The sequence below is a fragment of the Pseudoxanthomonas sp. UC19_8 genome (assembly GCF_042700505.1).
GTDB classification, from domain to species: domain Bacteria; phylum Pseudomonadota; class Gammaproteobacteria; order Xanthomonadales; family Xanthomonadaceae; genus Pseudoxanthomonas_A; species Pseudoxanthomonas_A winnipegensis.
Map to the genome: position 1 here is coordinate 4,005,334 of NZ_CP170559.1, position 14,326 is coordinate 4,019,659.

Annotated in this window: 12 protein-coding genes; 9 read left to right on the top strand and 3 right to left on the bottom strand. The window is 71.2% G+C overall.

Going from position 1 to position 14,326, the window contains the following annotated elements; translation table 11 throughout:
* The first annotated feature begins 177 nt into the window (after nucleotides 1-177).
* The 7 genes from glnA to ACFJIT_RS17615 all read left to right on the top strand — a co-directional run bounded on the left by glnA (nucleotide 178) and on the right by ACFJIT_RS17615 (nucleotide 7,676).
* On the top strand, nucleotides 178-1,587 hold the full coding sequence (glnA, locus tag ACFJIT_RS17585) for a type I glutamate--ammonia ligase (RefSeq protein ID WP_130520817.1): 1,410 nt from the start codon (nucleotides 178-180) through the stop codon (nucleotides 1,585-1,587).
* Between the two features lie 340 nt (nucleotides 1,588-1,927).
* A complete protein-coding gene (locus ACFJIT_RS17590; protein WP_130520819.1) occupies nucleotides 1,928-2,266 on the top strand; it encodes a P-II family nitrogen regulator in 339 nt (112 codons plus the stop codon).
* A gap of 20 nt (nucleotides 2,267-2,286) precedes the next feature.
* Nucleotides 2,287-3,741, top strand: coding sequence for an ammonium transporter (locus ACFJIT_RS17595; RefSeq protein WP_379654443.1), 1,455 nt, complete (start codon nucleotides 2,287-2,289; stop codon nucleotides 3,739-3,741).
* Nucleotides 3,742-3,828: 87 nt separating this feature from the next.
* The gene (locus ACFJIT_RS17600) at nucleotides 3,829-4,881 is read left to right on the top strand and encodes a nitrogen regulation protein NR(II) (RefSeq protein ID WP_379654444.1); all 1,053 of its coding nucleotides are present in this window, start codon (nucleotides 3,829-3,831) and stop codon (nucleotides 4,879-4,881) included.
* Nucleotides 4,871-6,295 carry a nitrogen regulation protein NR(I) gene (gene ntrC / locus ACFJIT_RS17605; protein ID WP_130520823.1) on the top strand — a complete coding sequence of 475 codons (1,425 nt, stop codon included), beginning with the start codon at nucleotides 4,871-4,873 and terminating at the stop codon, nucleotides 6,293-6,295. The genes ACFJIT_RS17600 and ntrC overlap by 11 nt, the downstream gene beginning before the upstream one ends.
* A gap of 112 nt (nucleotides 6,296-6,407) precedes the next feature.
* Nucleotides 6,408-6,995 (top strand): superoxide dismutase family protein, encoded by a 588-nt coding sequence (locus ACFJIT_RS17610; protein ID WP_130535364.1) that lies wholly within the window; start codon nucleotides 6,408-6,410, stop codon nucleotides 6,993-6,995.
* 51 nt (nucleotides 6,996-7,046) lie between these two features.
* The gene (locus ACFJIT_RS17615; RefSeq protein WP_130520827.1) at nucleotides 7,047-7,676 is read left to right on the top strand and encodes a superoxide dismutase family protein; all 630 of its coding nucleotides are present in this window, start codon (nucleotides 7,047-7,049) and stop codon (nucleotides 7,674-7,676) included.
* 104 nt (nucleotides 7,677-7,780) lie between these two features.
* On the opposite strand, the gene ACFJIT_RS17620 is transcribed toward ACFJIT_RS17615, so the two are convergent.
* Entirely contained in the window at nucleotides 7,781-8,665 is an 885-nt protein-coding gene (locus tag ACFJIT_RS17620; protein WP_379654445.1) for a hypothetical protein, read from the bottom strand.
* Nucleotides 8,666-8,879: 214 nt separating this feature from the next.
* On the opposite strand from ACFJIT_RS17620, the gene ACFJIT_RS17625 reads away from it, so the two are divergent.
* Nucleotides 8,880-10,160 carry an acetyl-CoA C-acetyltransferase gene (locus ACFJIT_RS17625; protein WP_379654446.1) on the top strand — a complete coding sequence of 427 codons (1,281 nt, stop codon included), beginning with the start codon at nucleotides 8,880-8,882 and terminating at the stop codon, nucleotides 10,158-10,160.
* Nucleotides 10,161-10,651: 491 nt separating this feature from the next.
* Nucleotides 10,652-11,821: an MFS transporter gene (locus tag ACFJIT_RS17630; protein WP_379654447.1), complete on the top strand. Its 1,170-nt coding sequence runs from the start codon at nucleotides 10,652-10,654 to the stop codon at nucleotides 11,819-11,821.
* Nucleotides 11,822-11,983: 162 nt separating this feature from the next.
* Here the strand turns inward: ACFJIT_RS17630 and ACFJIT_RS17635 are convergent, their stop codons facing one another.
* Nucleotides 11,984-13,246, bottom strand: coding sequence for a heme biosynthesis protein HemY (locus ACFJIT_RS17635; RefSeq protein ID WP_379654448.1), 1,263 nt, complete (start codon nucleotides 13,244-13,246; stop codon nucleotides 11,984-11,986).
* Nucleotides 13,243-14,307, bottom strand: a complete 1,065-nt coding sequence (locus ACFJIT_RS17640) for a hypothetical protein (protein ID WP_379654449.1) — start codon at nucleotides 14,305-14,307, stop codon at nucleotides 13,243-13,245. The genes ACFJIT_RS17635 and ACFJIT_RS17640 overlap by 4 nt, the downstream gene beginning before the upstream one ends.
* Nucleotides 14,308-14,326 lie beyond the last annotated feature (19 nt).

The following is a 14,326-nucleotide window of genomic DNA, read 5'->3' on the forward strand; positions in this document are numbered from 1 at the left end:
GCATTTGCACGCTTTAGGTGCTAGTTTCAGTCGATGCACCTTCAAAGTGCATCCGGTTGGTGCGCGGCGTGAAGAGGATGTAGAGAAAACAGGGACTTAGCGCGCCCTCCGGGTTGGCACGCGGCTTGCGATAAGGCCGTCACACATTCCACCTCACCACCGATTCGAGGAGCAAAGATGTCCGTCGACAAAGTCGAAAAGCTGATCAAGGACTCCAAGGCGGAGTTCGTCGACCTGCGTTTCGTTGACCTGCGCGGCGTGCAGCAGCACGTGACTTTCCCGGCGAGCATCGTCGAGCCCAGCCTGTTCGAGGAAGGCAAGATGTTCGACGGCAGCTCCATCGCCGGCTGGAAGGGCATCAACGAATCGGACATGGTCCTCATGCCCGACGCCGATACGGCCTATCTGGATCCGTTCTACGCCGATCCGACCATCAACCTGACCTGCGACGTGCTGGACCCGGCGACGATGACCTCGTACCTGCGCTGTCCGCGCGGCGTGGCCAAGCGCGCCGAGGCCTACCTGCAGTCCTCGGGCATCGCCGATGTGGCCTTCTTCGGCCCGGAGCCGGAGTTCTTCATCTTCGACTCGGTGCGCTTCGCCAACGAGATGGGCAACACCTTCTTCAAGATCGACTCCGAAGAGGCGGCCTGGAACAGCGCGGCCAAGTACGAAGGCGGCAACAGCGGCTACCGTCCGGGCGTGAAGGGCGGTTACTTCCCCGTCCCGCCGACCGACTCGCTGCACGACATCCGCGCCGAGATGGTCAAGACCCTGGAGCAGGTCGGCATCGAGACCGAGGTGCACCACCACGAGGTGGCCACCGCCGGCCAGTGCGAGATCGGCACCAAGTTCAACACGCTGGTGAAGAAGGCCGATGAGCTGCTGATGATGAAGTACATCATCAAGAACGTGGCCTTCCGCAACGGCAAGACCGCCACTTTCATGCCCAAGCCGATCGTCGGCGACAACGGCAGCGGCATGCACGTGCACCAGTCGCTGGCCAAGGGCGGCACCAACCTGTTCTCCGGCGACGGCTACGGCGGCCTGTCGCAGATGGCGCTGTGGTACATCGGCGGCATCTTCAAGCACGCCAAGGCGATCAACGCCTTCGCCAACTCGGGCACCAACAGCTACAAGCGCCTGGTGCCGGGCTTCGAGGCGCCGGTGATGCTGGCCTACTCGGCGCGCAACCGCTCGGCCTCGTGCCGGATCCCGTGGGTCAACAGCCCGAAGGCGCGCCGCATCGAGATCCGCTTCCCCGATCCGCTGCAGTCCGGCTACCTGACCTTCACCGCGCTGATGATGGCCGGCCTGGACGGCATCAAGAACCAGATCGACCCGGGCGCGGCCTCGGACAAGGATCTCTACGATCTGCCGCCGGAAGAAGAGAAGCTGATCCCGCAGGTCTGTTCCTCGCTGGACCAGGCCCTGGCCGCGCTGGACGCCGACCGCGACTTCCTCAAGGCCGGCGATGTGTTCTCCGACGACCTGATCGACGGCTACATCGACCTGAAGATGCAGGAAGTCACCAAGTTCCGCGCGGCGACCCATCCGCTCGAGTACCAGCTGTACTACGCCAACTGAGCAAACGCGGCGATGGCGGTGGGTCCCCCCTCCCACCCACTGCCATCGCTGCACCTCACCTGAGCGCTTCCGGTGCACGGCCGACGGAAGCCGCAATGCCACGCTGGGGCGGCCGTGAACCATGCAGTGCTGGGGACGCGTCATCGAAGACGCCCATGGGCCGCACGCCCTCCCTCCCACGTCGCACGCACGGGTCCTTGCTCCCGCGCGTTCGACGCGGCCCTTGGGCGCTTCATCGTGGCGCCGGCGCGATGCCGGCGACCACCTTTGATTCGGCTTATCGCGCCGCTCTTTTGTCCGGCCCCGCGCCGGGCGCTCCAACCATCATCGGGGAATGTGCATGAAACTGATCACCGCCATCATCCGCCCCTTCAAGCTGGACGAAGTCCGCGAGGCGCTGTCGCAGACAGGCGTCTCGGGCATCACCGTCACGGAAGTGAAGGGCTTCGGCCGCCAGAAGGGCCACACCGAGCTGTATCGCGGCGCCGAGTACGTCGTCGATTTCCTGCCGAAGATCAAGATCGAAACCGTCGTCACCGAAGAGCGTCTGGATGCGGTCATCGAGGCCATCCAGCAGGCCGCCGGCACCGGCAAGATCGGTGACGGCAAGATCTTCGTGACCACGATCGACCAGGTCATCCGCATCCGCACCGGCGAAGTCGGCGCCGACGCGCTCTAACCCTTCCGGAGAGACCCCCCATGAAGACTCGTCTGCTCTCCGCCCTGACCACCCGCCTGCAGGTGCTGTGCGCGGCCGCCGCGCTGGGCCTGCTGGCCGCCGGTACCGTGTCCACCGTCGCCGCGCAGGAAGCCACTGCGCCTGCCGCCACGGAAGCCCCGGCCACCACCGCCCCGACGGACACCGCGCCGGAACCGGTCGCGGCGCCGTCCGCCGCCGCGAGCACGGCCACACCCGCCGCCGAGATCGTCGACAAGGGCGACGTGGCCTGGATGCTGACCTCCACGCTGCTGGTGCTGATGATGGTCGTGCCCGGCCTGGCGCTGTTCTACGGCGGCATGGTGCGCGCCAAGAACGTGCTCTCGGTGCTGATCCAGGTCATCACCGTGTTCTCGCTGATCGCCATCCTGTGGGTCGCCTACGGCTACAGCCTGGCCTTCTCGGGCGACGGCAAGTGGATCGGCAATCTGGACAAGCTCTTCCTCAAGGGCGTGACCACCGAGACGCTGGCGGCCACCTTCACCAAGGGCGTCAGCCTGCCCGAGCAGGTGTTCGTCTGCTTCCAGCTGACCTTCGCCGGCATCACCGGCGCGCTGATCGTCGGCGCCTTCGCCGAGCGCGTGAAGTTCGCCGCGGTGCTGCTGTTCGCGCTGATCTGGTTCACGGCCGGCTATCTGCCGATCGCGCACATGGTCTGGGCGACCGGCGGCTTCCTGTTCGAGCGCGGCGCGCTGGACTTCGCCGGCGGCACGGTCGTGCACATCAACGCCGGTGTCGCCGGTCTGGTGGGCTCGTACTTCGTCGGCAAGCGCATCGGCTTCGGCCAGGTCGCACTGCGGCCGCACAACGTCACCTACACCTTCGTCGGTGCGGCGCTGCTGTGGGTGGGCTGGTTCGGCTTCAATGCCGGCTCCAACCTGGAAGCCAACGCCGGCGCGGCGCTGGCCTTCCTCAACACGATGCTGGCGACCGCCGCGGCGATCCTGGCCTGGGCGCTGGCCGAGAAGCTGTTCAAGGGCAAGTCCTCCGCCCTGGGCGTGGCCTCCGGTGCGGTGGCCGGCCTGGTCGGCATCACCCCGGCCTGCGGCACGGTGGGGCCGTTCGGCGCGATCGCCATCGGCGCCATCGCCGCGTTCGTCTGCGTGTGGGGCGTGACCGGCCTGAAGAAGCTGCTCAAGGCCGACGACACGCTGGACGTGTTCGGCGTGCACGGCATCGGCGGCATCGTCGGCGCCATCCTGACCGGCGTGTTCTCGGCCGCGTCGCTGGGTGGGGTGAAGGGCGATGGTTATTCCATCCCGCACCAGGTGCTGATCCAGATCGAGGGCGTGGCGATCACCGTGGCCTGGATCGGCGTGGTGTCCATCGTGGGCTTCGCGATTGCCAAGCTGGTGTTCGGCCTGCGCGTGAGCGAGGACGCCGAGCGCGAGGGCCTGGACATCACCTCGCATGGCGAGGCGGCCTACGAGGCCTGACCGCGCCCGGCGGCGGCATTGCACTAAGATGGTGCAATGCCGCCGCCGGACTCCACGGACCCGCTTCCCGAACCCCCGGAACGCGCTGTGAGCGAGATTCCCACCCCGGACGCGCTGAGCACGCCGGTGGCCTGGGCCGATTCCGCCGGCACGGTCCTGGGCGTCAATGCCGCCTTCGCGCGCTGGCTGGGTGTCAGCCAGCGCCGCCTGGTCGGACGCCCCCTGGCCGCATTGGAAATGGATGGCGATGCCATGGCCCGTTTTCTCCGCAATACCGACCGCGACCTGCTGCGCCTGCACCGGGTCGCCCTGGGCTTCCCCGGCGGGGCCGCGCGCTTCGCCGAGGGCTGGCTCTCGCGTGCCGACGCCGGCGGCTGGCTGCTGGAAGCCCATCCGGTCGACGACTTCCCGGCGCTGGACCCGGCCCAGGCCATGCCCAGCGCGCTGGCCGCCGCCCTGCGCGGCCTGGCCCATGAACTGCGCAACCCGCTGGCCGGCCTGAAGGGCGCCGCACAGCTGCTCTCGCGCCGCGCGCAGAACCGCGCGGACAACGAGGACGAGCGCGCCCTGATCGGCCTGATCGAGTCCGAGGCCGAGCGGCTCAACGCCCTGCTGGACCGGCTGCTGTCGCCGACCTCGCAGCGCCCGCATGCCGCGCTCAACATCCACGCCGTGCTCGAGCGCGTGCTGCGCCTGGCCGAGGCCGAGGGCGCCTGGCACGGCCGCCTGCGGCGCGATTACGACCCCAGCCTGCCTGAGCTGCACGGCGACGCCGACCGCCTGACCCAGGCTGTGTGGAACCTGGTCGGCAACGCCATGCAGGCCGGGGCAGCGCTGATCACCCTGCGCACCCGTGTCGAGCACGGGCTGCGCATCCACGATCAGCTGCATGCGCGCGCGCTGCGGCTGGAGATCATCGACGACGGCCGCGGCGTGCCCGAGGAGCTGGCCGAGCACCTGTTCCTGCCGCTGGTCAGCGGCCGTGCCGAGGGCAGCGGCTTAGGGCTCGCGCTGGCCCAGCAGGTGGCGCGCGAGCATCGCGGCTCGCTGGGCTTCCGCTCGCGCCCGGGGCACACCGTCTTCACCCTGTTGCTGCCGCAATCGCGCGATGCCGCCGAGGAGGGACGCCATGCCCACTGAGGAAAGCCAGCGCATCTGGGTCGTCGACGACGACCGCTCGGTCCGCTTCGTGCTGGCCACCGCGCTGCGCGACGCGGGCTACGACGTGGACGGCTTCGACAGCGCCGCCTCGGCGCTGCAGGCGCTGGGCACGCGCGGCGTGCCGGACCTGCTGTTCACCGACGTGCGCATGCCCGGCGAGGACGGCCTCAAGCTGCTGGACCGGCTCAAGCACGCGCATCCGAGCCTGCCGGTGATCGTGATGTCGGCCTATACCGATGTGGCCAGCACCGCCGGCGCGTTCCGCGGTGGGGCGCAGGAGTTCCTGTCCAAGCCCTTCGACCTGGACGATGCGGTGGCCCTGGCCGCGCGCGCGCTACCCAGCCTGGAGCCCAGCGAGGCCGCCGTCGCCGAACCGGTGGCGGAGACGCGCAACGGCACGCCGGAGCTGATCGGCGACACGCCGGCCATGCGCGGGCTGTTCCGCGCGATCGGCCGCCTGGCGCAGGCGCCGCTGTCGGTGCTGGTCACCGGCGAGACCGGCACCGGCAAGGAGCTGGTCGCGCGCGCCCTGCACAACGAGTCCCCGCGCGCGCGCAAGCCGTTCGTGGCGCTCAACACCGCAGCCATTCCGGCCGAGCTGCTGGAAAGCGAGCTGTTCGGCCATGAGGCCGGCGCGTTCACCGGCGCGCAGCGGCGCCACATCGGCCGCTTCGAGCAGGCCGACGGCGGCACGCTGTTCCTGGACGAGATCGGCGACATGCCGCTGCCGCTGCAGACGCGGCTGCTGCGCGTGCTGGCCGAGGGCGAGTTCTTCCGCGTCGGCGGGCGCGAGCTGATCCGCGTGGACGTGCGCGTGATCGCCGCCACCCACCAGGATCTGGAAGGCCTGGTGCAGGCCGGCCGCTTCCGCGCCGACCTGCTGCATCGCCTGGACGTGGTGCGCCTGCAGCTGCCGCCGCTGCGCGAGCGTCGCGGCGACGTGTCGCGCCTGGCCGAGAACTTCCTGGCCCAGGCCTGCGCCAAGCTCGGCATGCCGGCCAAGCGCGTGGCCCCGTCCGCGCGCGAGGCGCTGCGCGCGCACGACTGGCCCGGCAACGTGCGTGAACTGGAGAACGTGTGCTGGCGCCTGGCCGCGCTGGCGCCGTCGGACACCATCACCGTGGGCGATGTCGAACAGGCCCTGCCGCATGGCGCCAGGTCGTCCACGCGCGATGCCGCTGACTGGGACGCGCTGCTCGGCCAGTGGGCGCGCGCGCGCCTGGCCGAAGGTGCCGATGGCCTGCACGCCGAGGCGCGCACGCGGTTGGACCGCGCGCTGCTGGAAGCGGCGCTGCAGTTCACCAACGGGCGTCGTGCCGATGCCGCCGCAAGGCTGGGCGTGGGCCGCAACACGATCACACGCAAGCTGGGTTCCGGGCGCCGTCGCAGCTGATTGCGTGCGGGCAGGGACGGCGATGCGATGACGCGATGGTCACCGCGCCGCCGCGCGCTTTGCACCCAACTTCATTGCAACTGAACGCCGCCGCCGATAGCGTGGCGGCCCGATGCCTCACCACCGCTTCCATCGCCTGCTGCTGCCGGCCCTCGCCTCGGGCGCGGCGCTGGCGCTGTCGGCCTGCAGCAGCGCACCGGCGCCCAAGCCCGCGCCTCCGGTCGTCGTGCCCGCCCAGGCGACGGTCCACGAGGCACAGGCGATCATGCGCTCGGCCTCGGCCAGCCTGGTCAGCGGCAAGCTGACGCTGAGCCCGGTGGCCGGCGGCGTGCGCATCGCCGGCACCATCGGCGGCCTGCCGCCGTCGGGGCGTTTCGGCTTCCATGTGCACGAGGTCGGCGACTGCAGCGCGGTCGATGCCAGCAGCGCCGGCGGGCATTTCAATCCCACCCACCAGCCGCACGGCAACGCCAAGATCGGCGCCCACCACGCCGGCGACATGGACAACCTCACCTCCGATCTGGAAGGCGTGGCCCGGGTCGATACGCGCCTGGGCGAGGTCACCCTGGGCGGCGGCGCGCCCAACGACATTCTCGGCCGCGCGCTGGTGGTGCATGCAGACCCCGACGACTACGCCACCCAGCCGGCGGGCAAGTCCGGTGCGCGGGTGGCCTGTGGCGTGATCCAGGCGATCCGTTGACCGCGTGCCTCATGGCGCGCATTCCCTAGAAGCAACACGAGGAGCGTTCCGATGAAGCGACTGACCCAAACCCTGCTGTGTGCCGCCACCGTGCTGGCCCTGGCCGCGTGCAACAAGTCCGAACCCGAGGCCGCGCCCGCGCCGGTGAGCGATCCGGCGGCCAGCTCGGCCCCGGCCGAGAACACGCCGCCGCCGAGCTCGCCGGCCACCACCGCCATGGCCTCGGCCAAGGCCACGCTCAAGCCCACCCAGGGCAACAAGGTCGCCGGCGAGCTGAACTTCATGGCGATGGAAGGCGGCGTGCATGTCACCGGCACGCTGACCGGCCTGACCCCGGGCGAGCATGGCTTCCACATCCACGAGAAGGGCGACTGCAGCGCCCCGGACGGCAGCAGCGCCGGCGGGCACTTCAATCCCGACGGCGTGGATCACGGCCAGGTCACCGCGCCGACCCACCACGCCGGCGACAGCAACAACATCACCGCCGACGCGCAAGGCAACGTGACCATCGACCAGATGCTCTCGGCCAATACCGACATCGGCAAGGGCGACAAGTACGACATCGTCGGCAAGGGCGTGATCGTCCACGAGAAGCCGGACGACTACAAAACCCAGCCGACCGGCGATGCCGGTGGCCGTCTGGCCTGCGGCGTCATCGAGGCCGCGCCCGCGGCGATGTAAGCCGCGCTATCGCGGGCGGCGCGATGCGTGCGCCCGCGAGGTCCGCAGGAAGAAAGAAGGCGCCCATTGGGCGCCTTCTTCTTTGCACGGGCAGGAAGCTGCCTTCAGCTGCGCAGGTGCGCGCAGAGGTCGCCCTCGCTGGGGCAGTGCACGTAGGTGACGGGGATGCCGTGCGCCTCGAGCACCGCGGCCAGCTGGCGCTTGCGCATCAGATAGTGCTCGTAGGCGCGGGCCAGGCGCTCGGGCTCGTCGGTTCCCGGCGTGTTGCGCGACTTCCAGGTGGCCGCGTCCAGCAGCGCCATCTGCACCTGGCCATCGGCATAGCGCAGCAGGGGCTCGGGCGGCGCGTCCAGCCACTGCTCCTCGTCCGGCGCCAGCAGCGCGGTCTCGATCACGGGCCACAGGCCTTCCAGGTGCTGGTGCTGATACTGCAGCGCCATCATCGCGGCCAGGTCGTGCAGGGTCATGAAGCGCACGTGCTCGACCTTGGCGCCCAGTCCGTCCTGCAGCTGCAGGGCGGTGTCGGCGCCGGCCATGCCGCGTTCGATCAGCACTTCCTCCAGCGCCTCGCCGACGGCATCCACATCTTCCGGCGTGCCGCTGAGCAGGAACGGCAGCACGCGCAGCGCGCCGCCGGTCAGGTCCGGGTCGGCCTGGAACGGCATCGGCACCTGGCCATCGCTGGCCGCGCCGAAGGCGATCACGCGCGGGCCCTGGTCGCGTCCCGGCGCGCGCTGGCGCAGTTCGTCCAGGCGGCGGTGCAGCGGCCAGCCGGGGCGCAGCGCCTCGGCGGGGTCGAAGTGCGCGGCGGCCAGGGTCAGCTCCAGCGCGGTCACCTGCGGCACCAGGCCGGCCAGGTCGCGGGCGATCTTCTCGGCCAGCGCGCCGGCCTCGGCCTGGGGCAGGGCGGGCTGCCGCGGCGGGGCGCCTCCGGCCAGCTCCAGGGCGATCAGGCCCATCACCTGCGCGGTTTCGTTGGGGTGGGTCATGGAAGGAACAGCAAGGCCAATGCAATCTGTGGGCATTCTAGCCACCTGCCGGGTGACCGCCGCGACACGATGAACGCGCACGTGCTGTTCACGGCGCAGCAGAGAAGGTCGTTGACGCGCAATGACAGGCGTCGAACGACGCCGCTACACTTCCACCATACGCCTGCGCATGTGCGGGTCTCCCTTGAACATGGCCGTCCACCGAGGTCTTCCCATGCCAGTCGCCCGTCCCGTCGCCATCCTCGGCGGCGTTCGCATCCCCTTCTGCCGCCAGAACACCGCGTATTCGGATGTCGGCAACCTGGGCATGTCGGTGCGCACTCTGGGCGCGCTGGTCGAGCGCTTCGGCCTGCACGGGCAGACCCTGGGCGAGGTGGCCATGGGCGCGGTGATCAAGCACTCCAGCGACTGGAACCTGGGCCGCGAGGCTGCGCTGTCCTCCGGCCTGTCGCCGCTGACCCCCGGCATCACCCTGCAGCGCGCCTGCGGCACCAGCCTGGACACCATCGCCCACATCGGCAACAAGATCGCGCTGGGGCAGATCGAGGCGGGCATTGGCGGCGGTTCGGACACCACCTCGGACGTGCCGATCGTCTACGGCAAGAAGCTGCGCGCGCGCTTGCTCGAGGTCAACCGCGCCAAGACGCCCAAGGACAAGGCGCGCGCTCTGCTCAAGGGCTTCCGCTTTTCCGAACTCAAGCCCGAGTTCCCCGGCGTGGGCGAGCCGCGCACCGGCAAGTCGATGGGCGAGCACTGCGAGGACATGGCCAAGGAGTGGAACATCTCGCGCGATTCGCAGGATGCCTGGGCGGTGTCCTCGCACAAGAAGCTGGCCGCGGCCTACGAGCGCGGCTTCTTCGACGATCTGATCGTGCCCTTCCGCGGGGTGAGCCGCGACAACATCCTGCGCCCGGACACCTCGCTGGAGAAGCTGGCCACGCTCAAGCCGGCGTTCGACAAGACCTCCGGCCGCGGCACGCTGACCGCCGCCAACTCCACGCCGCTGACCGATGGCGCGGCGGCGGTGCTGCTGTCCAGCGACGAATGGGCGGCCGCGCACGGCCACACGCCGCTGGCCTACCTGAAGGACGTGAAGAGCGCGGCGGTGGATTTCGTCCACGGCGAGGGCCTGCTGATGGCGCCGACCGTGGCCGTGCCGCAGATGCTGGCGCGCCATGGCCTGAGCCTGCAGGACTTCGACATCTACGAGATCCACGAGGCCTTCGCCGCGCAGGTGCTGTGCACGCTGCGCGCGTGGGAGAGCGAGGAGTACTGCACCCATCGCCTCGGTCTGCCCGGTCCGATGGGCCGCATCGATCCGGAGAAGATCAACCCCAACGGCTCCTCGCTGGCCGCGGGCCATCCCTTCGCCGCCACCGGCGCGCGCATCATCGGCACGGTGGCCAAGGAGCTGGCCCAGCGCGGCGGCGGCCGCGCGCTGGTGTCGATCTGCACCGCCGGCGGCATGGGTGTGGTCGCCATCGTCGAGCGCTGAGGGGCTGCTCCGCTTTTCCCCGCTAATCGCAGCAAGTTTGGGGGAGAAACTGTTTCCTCAAACCCAGCAGCTGCCCGCCTGTAGAGCGGAGCTCGCTCCGCTGGGGCCTTACCCCAAGAACCGAACGAAGAGCAGCGGAGCAAGCTCCGCTCTACAGGTAGGAGCGCCATGGCGATGCGGCTTTCCCGGGAGAGCCCCTCGTCGCCATGGCGGCTCCCACCGAGCCCGATCCCGAGCAGGCAGAAGCCACAAGCACGACCAAGCACAAGCGTGCCCCTGAATGTTGCTTCCGAGGCACGTGTCCGTGCCCACAGCGCACGCGCCGCTGACTGGAATTCGGCAAGGCCGGTGCGGCGTGCACCGGCTGCCGGGCGCATCATGTCCAGGCCCTCCCCCCGTTTGCCGGCGCGCGCATGACCTCGCGCGGGCCGCCGCGTATCGCCTTGGACGATTCACCCGCTTCCCTGACGCCTGCAGATGCCGCCGCCGCAGTGCCCTCGCGCCTCACCCGCCGCGTGCTGAGCGTCGTGGTGTTCAACTTCGTCGGCTATTTCTGCGTCGGTCTGCCGCTGGCGGTGGTGCCGGGCTTCGTCCACACCAGGCTGGGCTACGGCACGGTGCTGGCCGGCCTGGCGGTGAGCCTGCAGTACGTCGCCACCCTGCTCAGCCGCACCGTGGCCGGGCGCCTGTGCGACCGGCGCGGGCCGAAGGTCTCGGTGCTGCTGGGCCTGGGCGTGTGCGCGCTGGCGGGCGCCTGCACCGCGGCCGCCGCGCTGATGGTGGCCTGGCCGGCGGCCAGCCTGGCGGTGCTGTTCGTCGGGCGCCTGCTGTTGGGCTGCGGCGAAAGCCTGATCACCACCGCCACGATCATCTGGGGGATCGGCGCGGTCGGTGCGGTCCACACCGGCCGGGTGATCTCGTGGAACGGCGTCACCACCTACGGCGCGCTGGCCCTGGCGGCCCCGGTCGGCGTGGCCTTGGGGCAGCGCTTCGGTCTGGCCGCGCTGGGCGCGCTGACCGTCGTGCTGGCGCTGGCCGCCCTGGCCTGCGTGCTGCCGCGGCACGGCGTGCGGCCGGTGCCGGGCGAACACATCCCGGCCCGCCGCGTGCTGGCGCGGGTCCTGCCGTTCGGGCTGTGCCTGGGGCTGGCGTCGGTGGGGTTCGGTGCGATCACCGCCTTCATCGCGCTGTACTACGCCCAGCGCGGCTGGCCGCACGCGGCGCTGGCGATGACGCTGCTGGGGGTGACCTTCGTGTCGGTGCGGCTGGTCTTCCCGCGCGCGATCGACCGCCACGGCGGCTACCGTGTGGCGGTGGTCTCGCTCTGCGTGGAGGCCGCCGGCCTGCTGTGCATCTGGCTGGCGCCGCTGCCGGCCCTGGCCGCGGTGGGCGCGGCGATCACCGGCGCGGGCTTCGCCCTGGTGTTCCCGTCGCTGGGCATGGAAGCGGTGCGCCGGGTCAGCGACAGCAACCGCGGCACCGCGCTCGGGCTGTACTCGCTATTCCTGGATCTGGCGCTGGCGATCACCGGCCCGCTGGCAGGCGCGCTCGCGCTGGCCTGGCGCTTCGGCGCGATCTACCTGCTGGCCGGCGTCGCGGCCCTGACCGCGGCAGCGGCCAGCGCGCTGCTGGCGCGCAGGGCAGGTGGGTCGCTGCGCTGACTCCACGTTCCGTGCCCGTGCGCAGCGGCGTGTTCGACGAAACCATGGCGAGCCGAACGGATGCGACGGCGAGCGAGCTCCGCGTTGATACGTCGCTTGCGTAACCGTTCGTATGCAGGTCACGGCTGCACTTCAAGCCGCGTCATCCACGCGGCTGACGCATCACTCGGGCAGGCGCGGCAGGCCGTGTTCGTCGCGGGTCTCGGTGACGGCCTGGTCGTGGATCTGCTGGCGCAGGTCGCGGTCGGGCTCGGTGGCGGGCAGTTCGCCGCGCTGAGCGGCCAGGGCGTTGGCGTAGCTGCGGCGGGCGAGCAAGTCCTCGCCGGCGGCGGCGTAGCCGTGGCCCAGTTCCTCCCAGGCTTCGGCGCCGCCGCCCTGGGCCAGGGCGCGGTGTAGGAACTCCTGCGCCTGCGGCCACTGCCCTTGCTGGCGCGCCAGCCGGGCCAGGGTCAGCAGCAGCGCGGGGCTGTCGGAATGGGCCTGCAGCCAGCGCTGGGCGCTGGCCCGGCGCGAATCGAGCTTGCCTACCGGCAGGCGGCCGTAGAGGGCGATCAGGTCTTCGTCCCAGCGGCTGTCCAGCGCATGTTCCAGGGCATGGGTGGCCGCATCGTCCCAGCGCAGCGCGGCGGCCCGGGTGGCGTAGGCGGCCACCACGGCGCGTTCGGTGCGCAGGGCCTTGGGCACCAGTTCCCAGCGCTCGGCCAACGCATTGGCGTCGCCGGCCTGCTCCAGCGACTGCGCGGCCAGGCGCGTTTCCAGTTGGGCGTAGTCCGGGGCCGACAGCGCCTTGTGCTGGCGCAGCGGGCCGAGCAGGCCCCAGGCATCGCCGGCGCGGCCGACCTCGGCCAGGGCTTGCGCGCGCAGGGCCAGGCCGCGCGGCGGCAGCGGCTGGGCGCCGGGCGCGTCCAGCGCGACCAGCGCCCGGGTCGGCAGGCCGGCGGCCAGCGCATCGTCGGCCAGCAGCAGCGCGTGGGCGGTGGGATCGCGCTGGGCCAGGGCCTGCAGATGGCGCTCCAGGGCCGGCGCGTCGGCGCGCGCCTGCGCGGCGCGGACCGCGGCGATGCGCGCCGCGCTGCCGACCTCGGGGTCCTGGGCGGCGCGGTCCAGCAGCTTCTCCGCCCGCAGCCAGTGGCCGTGCTGGACCGCTTCCAGGCCTTCGATCAGCTGGGCGCGGGCGCGCTTGCGGCGATGCCGGCCCCAGGCGCGGAAGGGCAGGGCCAGCAGGGTCCAGACGATCCACAGCAGCACGGCGGCGAGGATCAGCGCCAGGATCGCGCCCGGCACGGTGGCGGTGACGTCGTAGCCGCCCACGCGCACGAACACCTCGCCCCAGTCGCGGACCTCGTCGCGCGCCAGCCACTGCGCGACGAACACGCCCAGGGCGACCAGGACCAGCACGATCACGACAAGACGCAGGATCTTCATGGCGTGGTCTCCGTTGGGGCCGGCGCGGTGGGCGCCGATGGCGGAGGGGGTGCCGGCACCGGTGCCGGCGGCACCGGTGCGGCGCCGGCCGCCTTGCCGCGCTGGGCCTGCAGTTGGGCCAGGGTGCTGCCCAGTTCGGGAATCTGCGGCTGCAGCGGCAGGGCCGCGATCTGGCGCAGCTGGCGCTCCAGCGCGTCGGCCTGCGGCGTGGCCGGCCACAGCCGCGGAATCCAGCCGGCCGCACGCAGCACCGCGGCGCGGAAGCCCGCCGTGTCGTTGCGCTCGGCGGCGGCGCGGGCCAGGGTGAGTTCCAGCTGCAGGGCGTTGTCGAAGGCGGCGCGCTGGGCCGGCACCACCGCCACGCGCGCGCCGCTGGGACGCACATCGATCAGCGGCGCGAGCACGCGCTGCCAGGCCGGACGCGCGGCCGGATCGACCGGCACCTGGCGCGGCAACTGGGCCAACGCCGCGCTGGCAGCATCGAGCTGCTGCAGGGCCTGGGCCTTCGGGCCGGCGCCCAGGCGCAGGACCGCGGCGCGCTCCTGTTCCAGCGACTGCTTGAGATTGAGCACGCGCGGGTCGTCCAGGCCGGCCAGGGTGTCGGCGGCCAGGGCGTAGGCCTGCTGCGCGCCGGGCAGGTCGCCGGCGATGTTCAGGCGCTGGGCGGCCAACTGCAGCTCCAGCTGGGTCTGGTCCAGGCGCAGGGCGGTGGCGCCCTGGCGGGTGGAGTCGGCCAGCTTGGCCACGGTGTCTTCCAGCAGGGCGCCGCGCTGGCTCAGGCCGAGCATTTCATCGCGCAGCACGCGGTTGGTGGCGGCCGCGTCCTGGATGCGCTCGCCCTGGGCGCGGGCATCGCCGCGCAGGACATCGATGCGCTGGTCCAGCGCGGCCAGCTGGCGCTGGATCTGGCCTTCCTGCGCGGCGCGCCAGCCCTGCCATTGCTGCCAGCCGTACCAGCCCGCCGCCGCCAGGGCGGCGATGAGCAGCAGCACGATCAGGGCGGGCCAGATGCGGCGGCGCGGGCGCGTGTCGGACTCGGCGCTGGCGATGGCATCGTTCAAGGGGGGCACTCCAACAAAG